23 protein-coding genes are annotated in these 19,187 nt (G+C 64.2%); 10 read left to right on the top strand and 13 right to left on the bottom strand.

Annotated elements, in window-relative coordinates; all coding sequences use genetic code 11:
- Nucleotides 1–58: 58 nt before the first annotated feature.
- Both AC1VON_RS15035 and AC1VON_RS15030 read right to left on the bottom strand, forming a co-directional pair.
- Nucleotides 59–727, bottom strand: coding sequence for a GntR family transcriptional regulator (locus AC1VON_RS15035; protein WP_172351417.1), 669 nt, complete (start codon nt 725–727; stop codon nt 59–61).
- A 106-nt stretch (nt 728–833) separates the two neighbouring features.
- Nucleotides 834–1,850, bottom strand: a complete 1,017-nt coding sequence (locus AC1VON_RS15030; RefSeq protein ID WP_172351418.1) for a polyprenyl synthetase family protein — start codon at nt 1,848–1,850, stop codon at nt 834–836.
- Nucleotides 1,851–2,049: 199 nt separating this feature from the next.
- On the opposite strand from AC1VON_RS15030, the gene AC1VON_RS15025 reads away from it, so the two are divergent.
- The 7 genes from AC1VON_RS15025 (at nt 2,050) to AC1VON_RS14995 (ending at nt 6,389) form a co-directional block, all read left to right on the top strand.
- On the top strand, nt 2,050–2,274 hold the full coding sequence (locus AC1VON_RS15025) for a putative signal transducing protein (RefSeq protein WP_056564102.1): 225 nt from the start codon (nt 2,050–2,052) through the stop codon (nt 2,272–2,274).
- Nucleotides 2,274–3,089: a tRNA1(Val) (adenine(37)-N6)-methyltransferase gene (locus AC1VON_RS15020; protein ID WP_172351420.1), complete on the top strand. Its 816-nt coding sequence runs from the start codon at nt 2,274–2,276 to the stop codon at nt 3,087–3,089. The genes AC1VON_RS15025 and AC1VON_RS15020 overlap by 1 nt, the downstream gene beginning before the upstream one ends.
- A 79-nt stretch (nt 3,090–3,168) precedes the next feature.
- The gene (locus AC1VON_RS15015; RefSeq protein WP_172351421.1) at nt 3,169–4,029 is read left to right on the top strand and encodes a S49 family peptidase; all 861 of its coding nucleotides are present in this window, start codon (nt 3,169–3,171) and stop codon (nt 4,027–4,029) included.
- Nucleotides 4,030–4,170: 141 nt separating this feature from the next.
- Nucleotides 4,171–4,356, top strand: coding sequence for a membrane protein (locus AC1VON_RS15010; protein ID WP_013896713.1), 186 nt, complete (start codon nt 4,171–4,173; stop codon nt 4,354–4,356).
- Between the two features lie 26 nt (nt 4,357–4,382).
- The gene (locus tag AC1VON_RS15005) at nt 4,383–5,270 is read left to right on the top strand and encodes a 4-(cytidine 5'-diphospho)-2-C-methyl-D-erythritol kinase (RefSeq protein WP_483124066.1); all 888 of its coding nucleotides are present in this window, start codon (nt 4,383–4,385) and stop codon (nt 5,268–5,270) included.
- Nucleotide 5,271: 1 nt separating this feature from the next.
- On the top strand, nt 5,272–5,826 hold the full coding sequence (gene moaB / locus AC1VON_RS15000; RefSeq protein ID WP_483124065.1) for a molybdenum cofactor biosynthesis protein B: 555 nt from the start codon (nt 5,272–5,274) through the stop codon (nt 5,824–5,826).
- Nucleotides 5,760–6,389, top strand: coding sequence for a GFA family protein (locus AC1VON_RS14995; RefSeq protein WP_483124064.1), 630 nt, complete (start codon nt 5,760–5,762; stop codon nt 6,387–6,389). Before moaB ends, AC1VON_RS14995 begins: the two co-directional genes overlap by 67 nt.
- A 6-nt stretch (nt 6,390–6,395) precedes the next feature.
- On the opposite strand, the gene AC1VON_RS14990 is transcribed toward AC1VON_RS14995, so the two are convergent.
- Both AC1VON_RS14990 and AC1VON_RS14985 read right to left on the bottom strand, forming a co-directional pair.
- Nucleotides 6,396–7,370, bottom strand: a complete 975-nt coding sequence (locus AC1VON_RS14990; RefSeq protein ID WP_483124063.1) for a hypothetical protein — start codon at nt 7,368–7,370, stop codon at nt 6,396–6,398.
- Between the two features lie 144 nt (nt 7,371–7,514).
- Nucleotides 7,515–8,042, bottom strand: coding sequence for a glycosyltransferase (locus AC1VON_RS14985; RefSeq protein ID WP_172351426.1), 528 nt, complete (start codon nt 8,040–8,042; stop codon nt 7,515–7,517).
- Nucleotides 8,043–8,192: 150 nt separating this feature from the next.
- On the opposite strand from AC1VON_RS14985, the gene AC1VON_RS14980 reads away from it, so the two are divergent.
- Nucleotides 8,193–9,347, top strand: a complete 1,155-nt coding sequence (locus AC1VON_RS14980) for a PA0069 family radical SAM protein (RefSeq protein WP_483126334.1) — start codon at nt 8,193–8,195, stop codon at nt 9,345–9,347.
- Nucleotides 9,348–9,501: 154 nt separating this feature from the next.
- Nucleotides 9,502–10,197 (top strand): ribonuclease HII, encoded by a 696-nt coding sequence (locus AC1VON_RS14975; protein ID WP_483124058.1) that lies wholly within the window; start codon nt 9,502–9,504, stop codon nt 10,195–10,197.
- Between the two features lie 104 nt (nt 10,198–10,301).
- On the opposite strand, the gene AC1VON_RS14970 is transcribed toward AC1VON_RS14975, so the two are convergent.
- The 7 genes from AC1VON_RS14970 to AC1VON_RS14940 all read right to left on the bottom strand — a co-directional run bounded on the left by AC1VON_RS14970 (nt 10,302) and on the right by AC1VON_RS14940 (nt 15,906).
- Nucleotides 10,302–10,793 carry a F0F1 ATP synthase subunit B gene (locus tag AC1VON_RS14970; protein WP_483124054.1) on the bottom strand — a complete coding sequence of 164 codons (492 nt, stop codon included), beginning with the start codon at nt 10,791–10,793 and terminating at the stop codon, nt 10,302–10,304.
- A gap of 10 nt (nt 10,794–10,803) precedes the next feature.
- A complete protein-coding gene (locus AC1VON_RS14965; RefSeq protein WP_172351429.1) occupies nt 10,804–11,403 on the bottom strand; it encodes a F0F1 ATP synthase subunit B in 600 nt (199 codons plus the stop codon).
- Nucleotides 11,404–11,465: 62 nt separating this feature from the next.
- Entirely contained in the window at nt 11,466–11,690 is a 225-nt protein-coding gene (locus tag AC1VON_RS14960) for a F0F1 ATP synthase subunit C (RefSeq protein WP_013896722.1), read from the bottom strand.
- Nucleotides 11,691–11,777: 87 nt separating this feature from the next.
- On the bottom strand, nt 11,778–12,536 hold the full coding sequence (locus AC1VON_RS14955; RefSeq protein WP_172351430.1) for a F0F1 ATP synthase subunit A: 759 nt from the start codon (nt 12,534–12,536) through the stop codon (nt 11,778–11,780).
- A gap of 83 nt (nt 12,537–12,619) precedes the next feature.
- The gene (locus tag AC1VON_RS14950; RefSeq protein ID WP_172351431.1) at nt 12,620–13,027 is read right to left on the bottom strand and encodes an AtpZ/AtpI family protein; all 408 of its coding nucleotides are present in this window, start codon (nt 13,025–13,027) and stop codon (nt 12,620–12,622) included.
- Nucleotides 13,028–13,283: 256 nt separating this feature from the next.
- Nucleotides 13,284–14,468, bottom strand: a complete 1,185-nt coding sequence (locus AC1VON_RS14945) for a cell wall hydrolase (RefSeq protein ID WP_172351432.1) — start codon at nt 14,466–14,468, stop codon at nt 13,284–13,286.
- Between the two features lie 145 nt (nt 14,469–14,613).
- On the bottom strand, nt 14,614–15,906 hold the full coding sequence (locus AC1VON_RS14940; protein WP_483124040.1) for an MFS transporter: 1,293 nt from the start codon (nt 15,904–15,906) through the stop codon (nt 14,614–14,616).
- Nucleotides 15,907–16,026: 120 nt separating this feature from the next.
- Here AC1VON_RS14940 and AC1VON_RS14935 point away from each other — a divergent pair, with 120 nt between their 5' ends.
- Nucleotides 16,027–16,944 carry a LysR substrate-binding domain-containing protein gene (locus AC1VON_RS14935; protein WP_483124036.1) on the top strand — a complete coding sequence of 306 codons (918 nt, stop codon included), beginning with the start codon at nt 16,027–16,029 and terminating at the stop codon, nt 16,942–16,944.
- A 17-nt stretch (nt 16,945–16,961) separates the two neighbouring features.
- Here AC1VON_RS14935 and der read toward each other — a convergent pair whose 3' ends face one another.
- Both der and AC1VON_RS14925 read right to left on the bottom strand, forming a co-directional pair.
- The gene (gene der / locus AC1VON_RS14930; RefSeq protein WP_172351435.1) at nt 16,962–18,401 is read right to left on the bottom strand and encodes a ribosome biogenesis GTPase Der; all 1,440 of its coding nucleotides are present in this window, start codon (nt 18,399–18,401) and stop codon (nt 16,962–16,964) included.
- A 63-nt stretch (nt 18,402–18,464) separates the two neighbouring features.
- A complete protein-coding gene (locus AC1VON_RS14925) occupies nt 18,465–19,130 on the bottom strand; it encodes a tetratricopeptide repeat protein (protein ID WP_172351436.1) in 666 nt (221 codons plus the stop codon).
- Nucleotides 19,131–19,187: the final 57 nt, after the last annotated feature.

Raw genomic sequence — 19,187 nt, 5'->3', positions numbered from 1 at the left:
GCAGTGTTTCATGCCTGTCGTTCCCCCACAGCAGGGAGCCACTTTTGGGCGACATGCCTCAACCCACGATCGCGAAGGCCTCGCGCGTCGCGCCGGAGGCAGTCCTGACCGGCTTGCGGCCGATCCATTGGACATGGCGTCCCAGCGTTGCAGCTGCCGATTCGGTGTTTCCCTGCCGCAAGGCGGTCAATATCGCCCGGTGGTCCTGGTCGGTGCGTGCCTCCCACTCCGAACGCCATGCCGCGAACAGGAAGCGCGCACTGGCGGCATGCAGATCATCGATGGTGGCGAGCAGGCGGGGCATGGCGCATGGCGCCAAGATCAGCCGGTGAAAGGCGCGGTTGGCTTCTTCCCATGACCTGACGTCGCGGGACTTGTCGCCGGCCTTGGTCGCCTCCTCGGCGAGGTCGAGAATGGCTGACGTCAGATGCGGCGCGGCATGACGTAGCGCCAGCACTTCGAGTGCCGCCCGCATTTCGGCGACCTCCTTGACCTCGCCAAGATCGAATGCGGCGACACGCACGCCGCGGCGCGGTTCGCTGACGGCCAGGCCTTGCGCCTCCAGGCGGCGGAACGCCTCGCGCACCGGAACATGGCTGGTGTGGAATTCCTCGGCGACATGATCCTGGCGCAGCCTGGCCCCCGGCTCTATCGCGCCAGAGATGATGCGGTCCGCCAGCACCTTGCTGATGCGCACCGCGATGGTGTCGTCCGTGCCCTTTGCCATGTTTTATAGATAATTTGCGGCAGGGCAGCTTGTCGAGATGGCGACGCCGTATTCATTGGCGTTCTCCCCAGCACAAGCCAAGGGAATTCCGGGAAGGCCGGCCTTCTCAGTTCACCCGGCTGATGCAGAAATCGATGACGTCGATCAGCGCCGATTTCTGCGGCGTTTCTTCCAGCGGCGCCAGCGCGTCGCGGGCGATCTCGCCGAAATGGCGAGCGCGGCCGATCGTATCGGCGATGGCGCCATGGCGGGTCATCAGGCCGATCGCCTTTTCCAGGCCCGCGTCGTCGACGATATTGTCCTCGATGGCACGTTTCCAGAAGGTGCGCTCGGCCTTGGTGCCGCGCCGGTAGGCGAGAATGACCGGCAGGGTCACCTTACCCTCGCGGAAATCATCGCCGACATTCTTGCCCAGATCCTTGCTGGCGCCGCCATAGTCCAGCGCATCGTCGATCAGCTGGAAGGCAAGGCCGAGATTCATACCGTAGGAGCGCAGGGCCGCGCGATCGTTGCGGGTCGCCTGGGCAATGACGGGGCCGACTTCGGCGGCGGCCGAAAACAGTGCGGCGGTCTTGGCCTTGATGACGGCGAAATGCTCGTCCTCGGTGGTCTCCAGGTTCTTTGCTGCGGCAAGCTGCATGACCTCGCCCTCGGCGATGATCGAGGCCGCGCTCGACAGGATGTCGAGCGCCTCGAGGGAGCCGACATCGACCATCATGCGGAAGGCCTGGCCGAGCAGGAAGTCGCCGACCAGCACGCTCGCCTGGTTGCCCCAGATCATGCGGGCAGTCTTCTTGCCGCGTCGCATGCCGCTCTCGTCGACGACATCGTCGTGGAGAAGCGTGGCCGTGTGCATGAACTCGACCGAGGTGGCGAGCTTGACGTGACCCTCGCCGGCATAGCCGAACATCTGCGCGGCGGCGAGCGTCAGCATCGGCCTGAGCCGCTTGCCGCCGGACGAGATCAAATGGTTGGCGACCTCGGGAATCATCTCGACGTCGGAGCCGGCCTTCGACAGGATCAATTCGTTCACGCGCCCCATATCGGCGGCCGTCAGATCGATCAGATCCTTGATGGAGGCGGGTTCCCGCTTCCCGTTTTCGATGTTGAGAACGACACCCACGACAATCACTCCCGTCTTGGTATAACGCGTGCGACGGCACCCTTAGTCCCAGTATGGACTCTAGGGCGGCGGACACGGCCACGGCAAGTGGCGAATTGGCGCGGCGTCGGTAACAGCCTGTCAACCGCTGGGGGAGCGAGGCTCGGCCAGGGAATCTCCGCCCGTTTACATCAATAGCGCAAACTGCGAGTTTCATCAGATGATAGAACTTGTCCGCACAAACGATGCCGTGATCATCTCCTTCGTCGAATCGCTGATGCGCGACGCCGGCATCGCCTGCTTTGTCGCCGATCAGAATATGAGCATTCTCGAAGGGTCGATCGGTCTTTTGCAGAAGCGCGTGATGGTCGACGCCGACCAGGTCGATGCCGCGCGGCGTATCCTGACGGACGCCGGCATCGCCAACGAGATCCGCACAAAATAATGCCGGCCGCGCCAGCCGCCCCTGCCCTTGACACCCTTGGCCCGGACACGCCGGCCCACACGGTCGACGCCTTCCATCGCGGCCGGTTCTGGCTGGTGCAACCCAAGCATGGCGGCCATCGCGCCGGCATGGATGCGATGATGCTGGCGGCGTCCGTACCGTCCGCCTTTGGCGGACGCCTCGCCGATTTCGGCGCCGGCGCCGGCGCGGCCGGCCTGGCCGTGCTGTCGCGATGCCCGGCCGCCCAGGCCGTGCTGGTCGAACGCGCGCCGGAAATGGCGGCCTTTGCCGCGGCCACCCTTGCTCATCCCGGCAATGCCCATCTCAGCGATCGCGCATCCGTGCTCGTCGCCGATGTCACAGTATCCGGCCAGGCCCGGGCGGCGGCAGGTCTGGCCGACAATGACTTCGACTACGTCATCATGAATCCGCCCTTCAACGCCGCCCGGGACCGCGCCACGCCTGACCGGCTGAGAAAGGAAGCCCATGTCATGGAGGACGGGCTGTTCGAAAGCTGGATCCGCAGTGCGGCGGCGGTTGTCAAGCCGCGCGGCGGGTTGGCCGTCATCGCACGGCCCGAACAGCTAGGCGCCATCCTCGACGCGATCGCAGGCCGTTTCGGCGATGCCGAGATGCTCGCCGTGCACCCTCGCCCCGACGCGGCGGCGATCCGCATCGTCGTGCGCGCAGCGCTGGGAACCCGCGGAAAACTCGCCATCCGTCCGCCCCTGATGCTGCACGCGCAATCGGGTAATGGCCCCGACGAGCGCAGCGAAATGATCGCCAACGGTCTCGCCTCGCTGTTTGGAGATTGAGCTATTCCTGGCCGCCACATTGCCGTTGGCCGGGAAATCCCTACATGCCTGCAACCCATCGACCGGAGACCGCGTCCTCGTGAAACGTCTTTTCAACCGTCTGCTGCCGAAATCCTGGCGCTCCACCGTCGTCACCATTCCGGTCATCCGGCTGCACGGCACCATCATGTCGGGCGGCCAGTTCCGGCAGAACCTGTCGCTGGCCTCCACCGCCGGCCTCATCGAGAAGGCCTTTTCCTTCGACGCGCCGGCGGTCGCCGTCTCGATCAATTCGCCCGGCGGCTCGCCGGTGCAGTCGCGGCTGATCTTCAAGCGCATCCGCGACCTGGCGAACGAAAAGAACAAGAAGGTTCTGGTCTTCGTCGAGGACGTCGCCGCCTCCGGCGGCTACATGATCGCGGTCGCCGGTGACGAGATTTTTGCCGATCCCTCCTCCATCGTCGGCTCCATCGGCGTGGTCTCGGCCTCGTTCGGCTTTCCTGAACTGATGAAGAAGATCGGCGTCGAGCGCCGTGTCCACACTGCCGGCCAGAACAAGGCGGTGCTCGATCCATTCAAGCCCGAGAAGAAGGAGGACATCGAGCGGCTGAAGGCGTTGCAGCTGGAGGTGCACGGCACGTTCATCGATCTGGTCAAGGAGCGGCGCGGCACGAAACTGAAGGACGATCCGGACCTGTTCACCGGCCTGTTCTGGACCGGCAAGAAAGGCCTGGAACTCGGCCTCGTCGATGCGCTCGGCGACATGCGCACCGTGCTGAAGACCCGGTTCGGGGCGAAGACCCAGCTCAGGCTGGTCTCGGCGCCGCGGGGCTTCCTCAGCCGTTTCGGCCTGTTCGGCTCGAGCAGGGGCTTTTCGGCGCCCGACATCGCCGGCGCCGCCGCCAGCGGCATCATCGATGCGGCGGAAGAGCGCGCGCTGTGGGCTCGCTTCGGGCTTTGAAAACCGGGCGAAACCGTCTAGCATGAGTGCTTGTAGTCTCATGCATGTCGTTTTCCCAAAACCGGACACAGTTTTTGGGCAACATGCACCAACCGACCCGACCGGCCGCCTTCGCCGGCCCAGCGTGGGAGGAGTTTTGACATGCCGCAGATCATTTTCTTCACCGTCGTCGGCGTCGCCGCCTATTTCGGCTACCGCACTTTCGTCCGGGAAGCCGAGCGCGTGACGGCCAAGGTGCGGCGGACTGAAAAGCAGGCGGCCAACGGCGCTATGGGTACGCTGGTCAAGGATCCGAAGACCGGCGAATACCGGCTGGCCAAGGACTGAGCATCATCCCCCACACGACTGACGCCGTGGACACCGAAATCGGTTCGCGCACCTGGCCAGCGCATGCCAAGATCAATCTGGCACTCCATGTCACCGGCAGGCGGCCTGACGGCTATCATCTGATTGAAAGCCTGGCGGTGTTCACGCGTTTTGGCGACCGCGTCGAAATCGCGCTCGCCGACAGCGATGATTTCACCGTGTCCGGCCGTTACGCGCCGGCAGTTCCCCTGGACGCCAGCAATCTCGTGCTGAAGGCGCGCGATGCCCTGCGACGAGAGGCCGGCTCCGTACGAACTCCGCCGGTTGCCATAAAACTCGAAAAGAACCTGCCGGTCGCCTCCGGCGTCGGCGGCGGATCGAGTGACGCGGCGGCCGTATTGCGCGGGCTGGTGCGGACATGGGACCTGGCCATCGACGACGCCAAGCTGGCGAGGATCGGTCTCTCGCTTGGCGCCGACGTCCCGATGTGCCTGGCGGCAAAGCCGCTGGTGGCGCGCGGCATTGGTGACGAGCTGTCGATGGTGCCGGATTTTTCGGCGCTTGGACTGGTGCTGGTCAATCCGGGCACGCCGGTGTCGACGGCGGAAATCTTCGCAGCGCTATCCCGCCGCGACAATGAACCACTGGCGCCGCTGCCGCGCAGCATCGATTTTCACAGCCTGCGCAACTGGCTGGAGGTCACCCGCAACGATCTCGAACCGGTAGCCGTGGCGCTGCAGCCCGCCATAGGCCGGGCGCTGTCGTGGCTTGATAAGGCCGGATCGGGGTTTTCACGCATGTCCGGATCGGGCGCGACATGCTTCGGTCTGTTCGAGACCGGCAATGTCGCCAAGCGGGCGGCAGCCGAAATACGCGGCCGCCAGCCCGACTGGTTCGTCGCGGCGACGCGGAGCATCGCATCGGAGGCTGAGTGAGATGGCTGGGATTAACGAGAGCCGTTCGTTCATTCCGGTTCGCATCGCGGTGCTGACCGTTTCCGACACGCGCAGCCTTGCCGACGACAAATCCGGCCGGACATTGGCCGATCGCATCACCGAGGCCGGCCACATCCTGGCCGCCCGCGATGTCGTCACCGATGACCGCGACAAGATCCGCGACACGGTCCTGGCGTGGTCGCGGGACAAGAATATCGATGTCGTCATCACCACCGGCGGCACCGGCTTCACCGGGCGTGACGTGACACCGGAGGCGCTGGAGCCGATCTTCGAAAAGCGCATGGACGGCTTTTCCGAAGTGTTCCACCGCATCTCCTACGACAAGATCGGCACCTCGACGATCCAGAGCCGCGCGACCGGCGGCGTCGTCAACGCCACTTTCGTCTTCGTGCTGCCGGGCTCGCCCGGCGCCTGCAAGGATGCCTGGGACGGCATCCTGAAGGCGCAGCTCGACTACCGTCACATGCCGTGCAATTTCGTCGAGATCATGCCGCGCCTGGACGAACATCTGCGGCGCGGGAAGTCGACTCCGTAAAAGCCGAGGGCAAAGCCCCGGTTTCACGCCGCGTTTGCCAGGCAGAAAGGCGCCGGCGCCTTCGAAAGGCCATTCCAAACCGGATGCCGGAGAAAGTACCTTCTCGTGAAACGGCAATAGCCGATCCCGACAAGGACGATGCGATGACCGAGCATACCGGCGGATGCCATTGCGGCAACATACGCCTTCGATTTTCAACCGAACGCGATCCATCGCAAATCGAAGTCCGCGCCTGCCAATGCTCGTTCTGCATCAAACATGGCTCGCGCGCCGTCGCCGATCCGGACGGCAGGCTGATTGTCTCGGTCGGGGATATCGAGCGATTACGCAAATACCGGTTCGGGCTGAGGACGGCCGACTATCTGATCTGCGCGGATTGCGGCGTCTATGTCGCCGCGATCGCCGGAGACGACGCGAAAGCAATCGTCATCATCAGTGCCATGGACGACCAAAAGGCGTTCAGCCGCGAGCCTGTCCCTGTCGATTTCGACGGGGAAAGCAGAGAGCAACGCGAAGCCAGGCGTCGCCTCCGCTGGATGCGGGTCGAGATCAGCTTCGACTGATCCCGCTCAGCGGATGACCGGCTCTCCATGGAAGCGCCGGCGTGACGGGCGCGAAACACCGAAGCCCACCTCCATCATCAGCCTCGGCGTGCGCGCCGGCACGGTGCCCATGTGGAAACCGAACGGGTCCTCGACAAAGCCGAGGCCGGCCTCTCCGGTCAGGGTCACCGGGCTTTGCTCGCCATAGACGTCCAGCACCTCCTGGGCGGGATGGCCGACCAACAGGGTCAGTTGATGCTTCATGGCGCGGCGCCTGTGGCTGCCCCTGACATAGACATGCGGACCGGTGTCGGCGTCGACAGGCCTGAGGTAGAAGAAGAATTTCAGCATGCGCCAGTCATCGAGGTCGAAATGATACTTGCCGAGCGAGGCAAGGTTCTTGTCGGCGTCGGAGGCCGCGCCGGTCGGAAAGCTCCACCAGACGCGTGTGGTGATCAGTTTCGCCTGGCCGCCGAGATAGTGCGCGGCAATGTCGAGCAGCAGCGGATCGCGCTGGATGGCGAGTGCGGCCGGGCAGTCGAGGATGCGCTCGAAATAGTGTCCGCTGAGCAACGAGCGAGCCAGGCGTTTCTCGGCTTTCGCATGCTCGCCCGGCATGAATTCGAGACGACGGTCGAAATTGCCGAAGCAAGGCGTGCGTTCTGCGAAACGCGCGATCTCCTCATGAATTTCCGATGGCAGGACCAGGCCTGAAAACAGGCCGTCGGAGCGCAGCGCATCGACCACCGCCGCCCGCTCGACACCGGAAAACATCGTATCCCCAACATTGTCGGCAGGACGGGCGCGTTTTGCACCCAGCCAATGCATCCGTCGCCCAGGCATGGTGCGCGCCAGCATGAACATCGGCAGCCAGGCAGGGTTTTCGCGCAGGTCCGTGAGATAGGTCGGAATGCGTACGGCGATGCGCCGCAACAAGCTGCCATTGCGGGCAATGGCCTCGAGACTGGCGGCGCCGGATTTGTCAGGGGTTGAAAGGTTCATCGGATCCTCGTCCATGAGCGCGACCCCGATGCCGCATCGGTGCTCACCACTCGCATGACCCAAACCCAATTCACCACCTCGGGGAGAGGCTAACCCCGCGTCACGTTTTGTGCAATGCACAATAGACAGAGCATATGCAAAAAATCACTTTGGCGAGCGGTGCTGCTGCCTCGGCGGCGCTACCCAGATCTCGGCGTCGAGCCTCTTTGTCGCCAGGCCACGCGCCAGCGCCTCGGCGCTACCGGCGCTTTTCGACAAGGACGCGGCTTGCCGCTTGCTGATCACCAGCCCGTCGGCGAGCGCACGGTTTCCCGAAAAGACCCGAGCCAGGAACGGTGTGCGGCTGCCCCGCGCGCGCGAGAATCGCGCCGCCATGGTTTGCCGCGCCGTGTGGGCGACAACCGCATCGATCCACCCCTCCACCAGCCGCGCGCCCGGCTCCAGCAGCAGCAGCCAGTCACCCTTGGCCTGGCGGATCCCCACGGCAATGCCGCCGCTTGCCACGTACTGGCAGCCGGCATGCTCGGCGACATGATGCGTCTGGTCGGTGGAGCCGGTGTCGCAGACGACGACCTCGCGCACCACGCCCTCGACAGCGCCGCCAATCAGCGAGCTGAGCGTACGGGCGAGAGCCTCCTCGTCATTGCGCGTTTCAATGAGAACACTGAGCATGTTTAGCCGAATAGCGGAAAGCAGCGCACAGCGCCAGTTTTTGCAGCGCAGCATAGAAAGTTCTTGATTTGTTCTCATCGAGAAAATAGGAATAATTTCATGAACCGAGCGATTCGAAACAACATGGACAGTCCCTGGGAGCGGGCCAAGATGGAACCGATCGTGCGCGCCGACATTGCAGCTTTCGGAGCTGGACGAGCCGAGATGGCCAATGCGATGATCGAGCAGAGTGGCATGCGTATCCGTCCGGACCGCAATCGCGGCCGGTCGGCGGGCATCAATCCGTCCGGCCGGTTCGAGCCGGTCAGCCGCCATGTCTTCGATGATGGCTGGGATTCGCTGGAGGAGCTGCCGCCCTTCAAGACCGAAGTGCAGGTTGAAAAGCCGCGTACCATCATCACCCGCAACGAATCGCCTGACATCTCCTTCGACCGGTCGATCAACCCCTATCGCGGCTGCGAACATGGCTGCGTTTATTGCTTCGCACGGCCGACGCACGCCTTCATGGGCCTGTCGCCGGGCTTGGATTTTGAATCCAAGCTGTTCGCCAAGCCGGATGCGGCAAGGTTGCTCGACAAGGAACTGTCGAAGGACGGCTACCAGCCGCGCACCATCGCCATCGGCACCAACACCGACCCTTACCAGCCGATCGAAAAGCAGTACCGGATCATGCGCGAGATCCTCGAAGTGCTGGAAGCGCGTGGCCATCCGGTCGGCATCGTCACCAAGTCCGCATTGGTGACGCGCGATATCGACATCTTGTCGCGCATGGCCGAGCGCGGGCTGGCCAAGGTGGCGCTGTCGGTGACGACAATGGACCGCATGCTGGCGCGCACCATGGAGCCCCGCGCGTCGACGCCGACCAAGCGGCTGGAGGCTATCCGGCAGCTTTCGGATGCCGGCATTCCGGCTTCGGTCATGGTGGCGCCGATCATCCCCGGCCTCACCGACCAGGAGATGGAACGGATCCTCGATTCGGCGCGCGCGGCGGGCGCGCGCGAGGCGGGTTACGTCGTGCTGCGCCTGCCTTTGGAGGTCAGCCCGATCTTCAAGGACTGGCTGCTGCGCCATTATCCCGACCGCTACCGCCACGTGATGTCCCTGATCCGTTCGATGCGCGACGGCAAGGACTACGATTCGGAATGGGGCAAGCGCATGAAGGGCGCCGGACCCTACGCCTGGCAGATCGGTCGCCGCTTCGAGATCACCGCCAAGCGGCTCGGCCTCAATGCTGAGCGGCGCACGCTCCGCAGCGACCTGTTCGTCGCGGCCGGAAAGGACCAGGAGCAGTTGATGCTGCTCTGAACGCCCCCTTTCGCCGCCGCCGCTTCATTGCGGTCACGGCAAAGAATCCCGTCCGGCCTGCCCCGGCCTGCAGACGGTGCCCTCCCGGTCCGGCGCCCCACCCGACCCGGAGGGACTTGCGGAGAATCGGAGCCGATGCGAACCTCGCCGCAACATGGCTCGCGCGCGTTCCGATTCTCCGCTTCTCTTCGAAATCGTCGAGAAACCCGATTTCTCCTTCGAGACGAAGGCGATGGCTGACGGGCTATGGCCTGTCGCGGGAATGGATGAGGCCGGTCGCGGCCCGCTGGCCGGGCCGGTGGTCGCGGCCGCGGTGGTGCTCGACCCCGCCAACATCCCCGAAGGCCTCGACGATTCCAAACGTCTCAGTCATTTGCAGCGCGAGGCGCTGTTCCTGCGCATTCTTGGCTCCGCGCAGGCGGTTTCGATGGCGTCGATCAGCGCCGAAGGCATCGATAGCAGCAACATCCTCAAGGCAAGCCTGGAGGCGATGCGGCGCGCGCTGGTCGGGCTGTCGGTCCGCCCGAAACTCGCGCTTGCCGACGGCCGCGATGTGCCGCCCGGGCTGCCGTGCGACGGCCGCGCGTTGATCAAGGGCGACCAGCGCTCGCAGTCGATCGCCGCCGCCTCGATCGTCGCCAAGGTGATGCGCGATCGCATGATGTGCGGCTGCGGCAGCCATCACGACCGCTACGGCTTTGAAGTCCACATGGGCTACGCCACGGCCCGCCACCGTACGGCGATCGAGGCGCATGGCCCCGTCGCACGGCTGCACCGCGTGTCATTCGCGCCGTTCAGGCTGGGCGGGGCGGAGGTGGCTGAGGAAGAGAGCTTGGCCGGGCTGGACTGAGCTGAGCGAGCGATCTCCCCCTCGAGGGATTATCCGTGCTCAATGCGCCCAACAAAAAAGCCGCCGGGTTGCGGGCGGCTTCATGTCGGCAGCTCGAGAACCGCTCAGTTCAGCTTGGCCTTCACATCCGCGAGCGAAGCCTTGAACAGGTCGGCGCCGGCCTTGACATCGACCTTGGCGGCCAGCAGCGCGCGGGCGGCTTCGACGGCGACATCGACGGCGCTGGCGCGCACTTCGGCAACCGCATCGCGCTCGGCCTGACCGATCTTCTGCTCGGCAAGCGCGGTGCGCCGAGCGACATAGTCCTCGGACTTCTTATGCGCGTCGGCGGCGAGCATTTCGGCTTCGCGCTTGGCGGCCGCTACGATGTCGGCAGCCTCCTGCTCGGCTTCCTTGCGCTTCTTCTTGTACTGGCCGAGCAGTTGCTGGGCCTCGTCACGCAGCTTGCGGGCTTCGTCGAGCTCGCTGCTGATCCTGGCGGCGCGGGCGTCAAGCGCCTTGGCGATCAGGCCGGGCACCTTGATGTAGATGGCGACGCCCAGGAAGATGATCAGGGCAATCGTGGCCCAGAGCGTTGCGAGAGATGTAGCGTCCATGATGCGCTCCTCACCGGGCCACGGATTTGACCGCGGCCGCGACCTCGGCCTTGCTGGCCTTGCCGCCGACCAGGGCCTCGACGATCGCCGAAGCGGTGTCCTCGGCAATGCTGCCGACTTCCTTCATGGCGTTGGCCTTGATGGAAGAAATGCGTGCCTCGGCCTCGCCAAGCTTCTCGTCGAGCGCGGCCTCGATCTTCTTGCGTGCGGTCTCGGCTTCCGTCTTGGCCGCATCGGCGGCCTGCTGGCCGATCGAATTGGCGTTCTTCTTGGCTTCCGCCAGTTCCTGCTCGTAAGCAGCAACAGCGGCGTCGGCCTCGCCCTTCAACTTGCTCGCCTGATCGAGATCCTGGCTGATACGGTCATTGCGCACATCGATGATGCCGCCGACGCGCGGCACCACGACGCGCTTCAGGAAGAGGTAGAACAGCCCAAAAGTGATCGCCAGCCACAGAAGCTGCGACGGGAAGGTCGCAGGATCGAACGGCGGAAATGCGCCATGCGCTTCGGCAGGCACGCCGGTGGCGGAGTGCGTGTCGCCTCCGGTCGCGGCATGGCTGGTATCGGCGGCAGGCGCGGACTCTTGCGCAAAGGCAGATGTCACGAACATGGACTATCCCCAGATATCAGGCCCGCCGCTTGCGCGGCCGGCCTGTCCAATCTTCCCAAAGCTCAGCCGAACAGGGCCAGCAGCGCGATGAGAAGCGAGAAGATGCCCAGAGCTTCGGTCACGGCGAAGCCGAAGATCAGGCGGCCGAACTGGCCGTCAGCAGCCGACGGGTTGCGCAGCGCGCCCGAGAGGTAGCTGCCGAAGATGTTGCCCAGGCCAATGCCCGCGCCACCCATGCCCAGGCAAGCGATGCCGGCGCCGATGTACTTTGCTGCTTCTGCGTCCATTTGTTCAACTCCTTTGGATCTGAAAATTCCGTTGGTATTCCATCCGGCGCCAGAGTTGGAAACTCGTAAGGCCGGAAACTCTTGGGCCTAGTGCCCGGGATGCAGGGCGTCGTTGAGATACATGCAGGTCAACACCGCGAAGACGTACGCCTGCAGGAAGGCGACCAGCAATTCAAGCGCCGTCAGCGCCACCGCCATGGCCAGCGGCAGGATCGAGCCCGCGACGCCGACCGCGCCGAGCGCGGAGAGGCTGACGACGAAGCCCGAGAACACCTTCAGCGTGATGTGGCCGGCCAGCATGTTGGCGAACAGACGAACCGAGAGGCTGACCGGGCGCGACACGAAGGAGATGACTTCGATCAGCACCACCAGCGGCAGCAGGAACACCGGCACGCCATGCGGCACGAACAGCTTCAGGAAACCGAGACCGTGCTTCATGAAGCCGTAGACCACCACGGTTCCGATCACCAGGGCGGCGAGGCCGAAGGTGACGATGATGTGGCTGGTGACGGTGAAGAAATAGGGGAAAAGGCCGAGCAGGTTGGCGACCAGCACGAACATGAACAGCGAGAACACGAAGGGGAAGAACTTCATGCCCTGCGTGCCGGCGGCATCGCGCAACATGTTGCCGACGAACTCGTAGGCCATTTCGGAGATCGACTGCAGCCGGCCGGGAACCAGGCTGCGGCTCGACGTCGTCAGGAACAGGAACGCGGCCGCGACAACCACGGTCGCGACCATGAACAGTGCCGAATTTGTGAAGGACAGGTCGTAGCCGCCGATGTTAATCGGAACCAGCTTGATGATATGGAACTGGTGGATCGGATCGACCTTGTCAGCTGCCACGTTCTAACCCCGTCAATGCCGCGTACGGCCAAATTACCATTGCCGCACGAGGCGGCTATTTCCAAATGCCGCCTGAAGGGCGGTCATTTGCTGTCGTCCCGGCCAGAGCGCGATTTATCGCCCTGTCCGAATTCTGCCACAACGCCCGCGGAACGCATGACATTGAGCACGCCGGCGCCAAAACCAAGCAGCAGGAAAACGATCAGACCCCACGGCGATGTCCCCGCCATACGGTCGATGATCCAGCCGATACCGGCGCCCACCACCACGCCAGCGATAAATTCACTGGAGAGTTTGACCGCCTGGCCATATCCGGCCGCACTGCCCGCTTTCGCGTCGTCTTTCCCCTCGAGCCGGTTCGGCAGCCTTGTCGCAAGCGATGCTTCAAGTTCACGCCGACGTCGCTCAAGATCGTCGTCGCGGATGCCGGTTTCATGCTGATTGCCGCGGCCGGTTTCTCCGGTTCCGTCTGGCCTGCTTTTATCGGCCATCGCAACCCCCCTGCCCGGTCAGACCGTCACCGTCCGTCCGCTTCTAAAGTCGCCGGCAACATAGTTAGAGGGTTTGCGCCCGTCAAGCCACGGGCGGAAGATCATTGCCATGTATTTTAGGCAATAAAATCAAAGAATTAGTAAGGTGCGACATCGTGCCCGCCGCGACGACGGGGATGCGTCGCGCGAATCCCCCGGACAATGGCTCCTCAATCGAGCCCGTAGCCGGCGGAAAAGACCAGCGGCCGACAGGCCTTCAGCTCCACCCGCCGCCATAGGTGCGGTAGAAGATATGCAAGCCGATCTTGGTCATCTTCTGCATCGTGCGCGCCCATCCCGGATGGACATATTGGGCATAGTAGTGGGTCGACGATCCGACCTCCGGGATGAATATCTTGCCGGCGGTGACGGCCATGGCGATGTCCTGCGCGGTCTTGTAGGCGACCGGGCTGTCGATGCGCTTCCTCCTGCCGTCGCAAGCGAAGGAGAACTGGCAACGGTTGAACCAGCTGTCGTTCTGGTAAACGACGCCGCAGATCGAATTGGGGTAGGCCGGATTGCGGACGCGATTGAGGATGACCTGGGCAACGGCAGCCTGGCCGCGCACGGACTCGCTCCTCGCCTCGAAATAGATGCCGTTGGCCAGGCATGCCTGCTCCTTCTTGGAGAAGACACTCTCAGGCAGCGGATTCTGGATCCACCAATGGTCACCCTTGGCCATCGGCGGAATGAAGCGGCCACTGTTGGGCTGCTCGTCCTGGAGGAGGGCTTCGAAGGGCGAGGCCTTGGCATAGTCCGGCTCGGATTGCGCATAAGCCGTTGCCAGCACATCCGGATGATCGTTGTTGACGAGGGCCGCAAGCATGGCCGGCACGCCGGGATCCGGCTTCTTGTCCTCACGCGCATGGAATTCCGCGGCGATCTGGATTTCCTTGCCTTTGATCTGGGGCTTGGCAAATGCCATTTTCAGATCGCTGTCCATGCTCGGCCGCATCAAGGATGAGGTCCGCTGGAAGATCGAACCGGCGTTGAAGTTCTTCGGCGGTGCAACAGGAGACACCTGGACGATGCGGCCCTTCTTGTCGGCGCGCATGACGCGATCCTCGTCGGGCGAGCCGCTGACCTTGCCGCCCTTGCCGCGAAACGAGACAGAGCCGACGCCCGCCAGGTGAATACCCGATCCGGAGATCGAGCCAGTGACATCGGAATCGACGAACGGCATCTCGGCGGCATGCACCGAACCGGCGACGGATCTCTCGACATAGGAATTCCAGCGCGCGGTCGGCGATTCGAGGCCGGAAACCAGACTGGTCATGTCCTGGTAGGCAGCGACGGTCGGGAAACCGATCCAGATGCCGAGGCCGATGATGAGCGGAGACACAAAATTGCGCTTCTTCTCACCGGCGGCGGCAGCAAGCCGCTTCAAGACGCGTCGATGCACGGAACTCTCTCCAGGAACGCTACTGACCCCACTGGAGAGCAAAATGATGCATTAACCTTGATGGGACGTTAACGGGATCGATCGGGTTTTCTCAGTCGGCTCAAGGTCGTGGTTTCGAAGTCGGGCGGTTTTGCGGCGGGAGCATTCAGGCCGGCCGCAGGAAAATCGGCCATGCGATGAGCGCGCAGATGGCGGCCGACAGCCAGACGCCGGACCATGACCAGAGGTGCAGCAGCCCAGGAATGGCCACCGGCACCAGGAAGAATCCAACGAAAACAAAGGTGTTGGCCAGACTGAGCGCGGTTCCGACATGGCCGGCGCCGGCAAGCGTGGCAAGCTCGGTGTAGGCAACACCATGCCAGGCGGAGACCGAGATGCCTGCGGCAATCAGCACTAGGGGAAGAACAGCGATCAGGAAGGACTGGCCGCCCGGCATGGCGGGGCTGGCCAGGACCAATACCCAGAGCACCACGAAGGCAAGCGCGCTGAACGCGCTGCATCTGCGAAGGAACTGACGGCGATTGCCGTGGCGGTCGGTGAAGCGGCCGCTCCAGACGCGCATGACCATGGCGCCGATCTGCACGGCTGCCAAGCTCGCACTGATCGCGGCGGTTCCCAGCCCTGCGAAGTCGTGCAGAAACACAGACGCGAAAGTGAGCACCGCCACCTGCGGGAAGCAGAGCAAGCCGATAGCGGTGGCGATGCGCCAGACCTCGAGGTTGCGCAGCGGCGCCGATCCGGCCGCGGTCGTCGAAACGACGTGATCCACGGTCGGCGGCTCGTGCAGCCAACGCCAGGCGAACAGGGCGGAGAGAGCGGATGTGCCGGCCAGGAGCCCGAACACCGCGGAAAAGCCGAAAACCAGGGCGAGCGACGGCAGGACAAGCGCGCCCAAGCCACCGCCCAGCGGCACCGCCGTCTGACGGATGCTCATGGCAAAGCCACGTTCATTTTCCCGGAACCAGCCCATGATGGCACGGCCGCTCGAGCCGTTGACGCTGCCGCCCAGCAATCCGGTGACGAGCAGGCTTGCCGACAGGAGCGTGATATCGGGAGCGCCTGACCTCGTCGGCACGACGAGCACGGCCATGGCAAGCAGCCATGCCGCCGTCGCCCCAAGTCCGATCAGAAGCACGCGGCGATCGCCCCAGCGATCGGTGAGCAAGCCCCAGGGCAATTCGCTGAGCGCAACGCCCAGTCCGAGGAGGCCAAGCGCCAGGCCAAGCTCGGCATTGCTCAGGTGATAGCCCTGACGAAGCACGACGGCCGTTGCCGGTATGCCGGAGAAGGTGGCCGAGAAACTGGCGTTCGCGGCGACACCGATGCCCAGGACCTTCCAGCGATGGCCAGGGCTGAACACCCTTCCGGTGGAGCCGGCAGCCCTGTCTTGCAGGATCTGTGTTGGCCTTTGGTCGGTGCAGTCAACGATGGCGGACATGATTTCATTCCCATGGGGATCCAGTCGCCTGGACCTTGACCCCATCTCTCTATCGCCATAAATCCGTCCTAAAAATCAGGAAGTTTTTGACTATCAATCCTGAAAATCAGGATACTCCTTATGCAACGCGTGACCTTCGACCTCGACGTCCTCCGCAGTTTCGTCACCGGCATGGAGCTCGGCAGCTTTGCCAAGGCCGCCGACCGGCTTGGCCGCTCGACCTCGGCGGTCAGCGCGCAGTTGAAGAAGCTGGAGGAGCAGGCAGCGACGCCGATCTTCCGCAAATCGGGGCGCGGCCTCGCCTTGACGGAGGCCGGCGAGACCATGCTCGGCTATGCGCGACGGCTGATCGAGCTGAATGACGAGGCGGCGGCGGCAATCCATGATGTCGAGCTGGAGGGCTGGGTGCGGCTCGGCCTGCAGGAAGATTTCGGCGAGGCGGTGCTGCCGGATGTGCTCGGCCGCTTCGCCCGCGCCCACCCCAAGGTGAAGATCGAGGCCAGGATCGCGCGCAGCTTCGAACTCGCCGACAAGATCACGTCAGGCAGTCTCGATATCGCGCTTGCCTGGCACAATGGCACGATGCTGCCCTATAGCGAGCACGTCGCCGACGTTCCAATGCGCTGGATCGGTCCGACCAAGCGCATCGAGACCAGCCTGCGCGACGGCGAGCCACTGCCGCTGGTGGCACTCGAAGCGCCATGCCTGCTGCGCACAGTGGCGACGGAAACGCTCGACCGCGCCGGATTGCCATGGCGCATGGCCTTCTCCAGCCCGAGCCTTGGCGGCATATGGGCGGCCGTGGCCGCGGGGCTGGGGTTGACGATCCGCACCGACATTGGCCTGCCGGCCAGCGTCAGCGCGATGAAGCCGGAGATTGCCGGCCTGCCGGGGCTGCCCAAGATGGCTCTGTACCTGCATCGCCGGGATGCCGAACTCGAGCCGGTGGCGGCGCGCCTCGCCGATATACTGCTGGAGGCGGCGCGACAGGCACTACCCGACAATGCGCGGACTGCCGGCCTACGCGCCGTGGCCTGATCGGACGAGCGCCAGGCTCAGCCGCGTTTCTTGGCCCGGCCGGCGAACGGGTTGTCCGAGGTGCGCAGCGCGATGCGGATCGGCACGCCCGGCATGTCGAACGCTTCGCGCAGGCTGTTGGAGAGATAACGCACATAGGATTGCGGCATCGCATCCGGGCGCGAGCACTGGACCACGAAGCCCGGCGGCCGCGTCTTGGCCTGCGTGACATATTTGACCTTCAGCCGGCGCCCGGCAACGGCGGGCGGCGGATGATGCGCCAGGATGGCTTCAAGCCAGCGGTTGAGCTTGCCGGTCGAGACGCGGCTGTTCCAGACCTTGTGGGTCCTCAGCACCGCGTCCATCAGCTTGTCAAGGCCGCGCCCTGTCTCGGCCGAGACCGGAACGGCCTGGATGCCGCGTACCTGCGGCAGCAGCCGCTCGGTCTTTTCGCGCAGTTCCGCCAGAAGTTCCTGCGGATGATCGATCAGATCCCATTTGTTGAAAGCGATCACCGGCGCCCTGCCCTCGCGGATGATCAGGTCGGCGATCTGCAGATCCTGCTTCTCGAAGGGGATCGTGGCGTCGAGCACGATGATGACGATCTCGGCGAAACGGATGGCGCGCAAGCCGTCCTGCACCGACATCACTTCCAGCTTTTCGTGGATCCTGGCCTTGCGGCGCATGCCGGCCGTATCGAACAATTTCAGCCGGCGGCCATGCCAATCCCAGTCGACCGAGATGGAATCGCGGGTGATGCCGGCTTCCGGTCCTGTCAGCAGCCGCTCCTCGCCGATCAGCGCATTGATCAGCGTCGACTTGCCGGCATTCGGACGGCCGACGACGGCGATGCGCATCGGCTTGGTGTCGTCGTAAGTGTGCGTATCCTCGGCGTCGGGATCGGCAATGTCCTCGCCGATCAGCACCTCGGTGGCGGCGATCTCGTCGTCTTCGCCCTCTTCCTCCTCACCAAAGGCGCGCGCCTCGCCGAGTGCCGCGATCACCGCGTCGCGCAGATCGGGCATGCCCTGGCCATGTTCGGCCGAAACCGGGATCGGCTCGCCAAGGCCGAGTTCCCAGGCCTCCAACATGCCGCCCTGGGCGCCTTTCGCCTCGGCCTTGTTGGCGACCAGAACGACCGGCTTGCCGGATTTGCGCACGATTTCCGCAAAGGTCCTGTCGTCCGGCAGCAGGCCGGACTTGGCATCGATGGTGAAGAAGATCAGGTCGGCTTCTTGGATGGCGATCTCGGTCTGCGCACGCATGCGGCCAGGCAGGGTCGAGGCGGCGGCATCCTCGAAACCGGCTGTGTCGATGACATCGAAATGCAGGTCATAGAGCTTGGCGGCGTGGACGCGACGATCGCGGGTGACGCCCGGCGTGTCGTCGACCAGCGCCAGCTTCCTCCCCACCAGCCGATTGAAAAGCGTCGATTTGCCGACGTTAGGTCTGCCGATAATGGCGACTTTGAAGGTCATAAGGTCCTACAATCATGCATGTCGCTATCCCAAAACCGCTGCACACTTTTGGGCGACATGCATTTACGAGGCATTGCCCGAGCCGCGGATCAGCTCGGACATGAGCGTTGCCCGCTCGCGGGTGTTGCGTGGGGCGCCGTCATCGGCGGCGATCTGGTCGAACAGTTTCAGCGCGTCCTGGGTCTTGCCTTCCTTCCAGGCAGCAAGGCCGAGCGCCTCCCGTGCCGTATGGCGCAGCGTGTTGGTGTCCGATGTAAGCGCCTCGACGCGGCTGGAAACGTCGGCGAAGGAGCCGTGATCGACGAGCAGCAACGCTGCCCGCAGCCGCGCCATGTCGCGAATGCCCTGGGGTATGGCGGTGTCGGCGGCGACTTCGTCGAAGTCCTTGACGGCGGCATCGGTGTCGCCCTTGCTCGCCTTGACGGTGGCGGCGCGCATGCGGGCAAGAAGGGGATAGGCGCCGTAGCCATCCTTCTCCAACTGATCGAGCGCGGCCAGCGCCTCGTCGTTCTTGCCGTCATTGGCAAGCTTCAGCGCCTGCGAGAACGCATCGCCCGAGCGGTTGGCGCGCGTCTCGTCCCAATAGCGATAGCCGACGAATGCGGCGGTGCCGAGCACCACGAGGACCGCAATGACAAGCAAGGCCGGGCCGAAACGGTCCCACAGCGCCTGCGCCTGTTCGCGACGGATCTCGTCATTCACTTCACGGATAAAACTGTCGTCGGACATCAATCAAAACCACTTTTGCCCCGGGCCGGGGCGGTTCATGAGCCCGCGTTTTAGCGA

It is taken from the genome of Mesorhizobium sp. HAY1-8B, from assembly GCF_056868045.1.
This window is presented reverse-complemented; position numbering and strand designations above follow the sequence as displayed.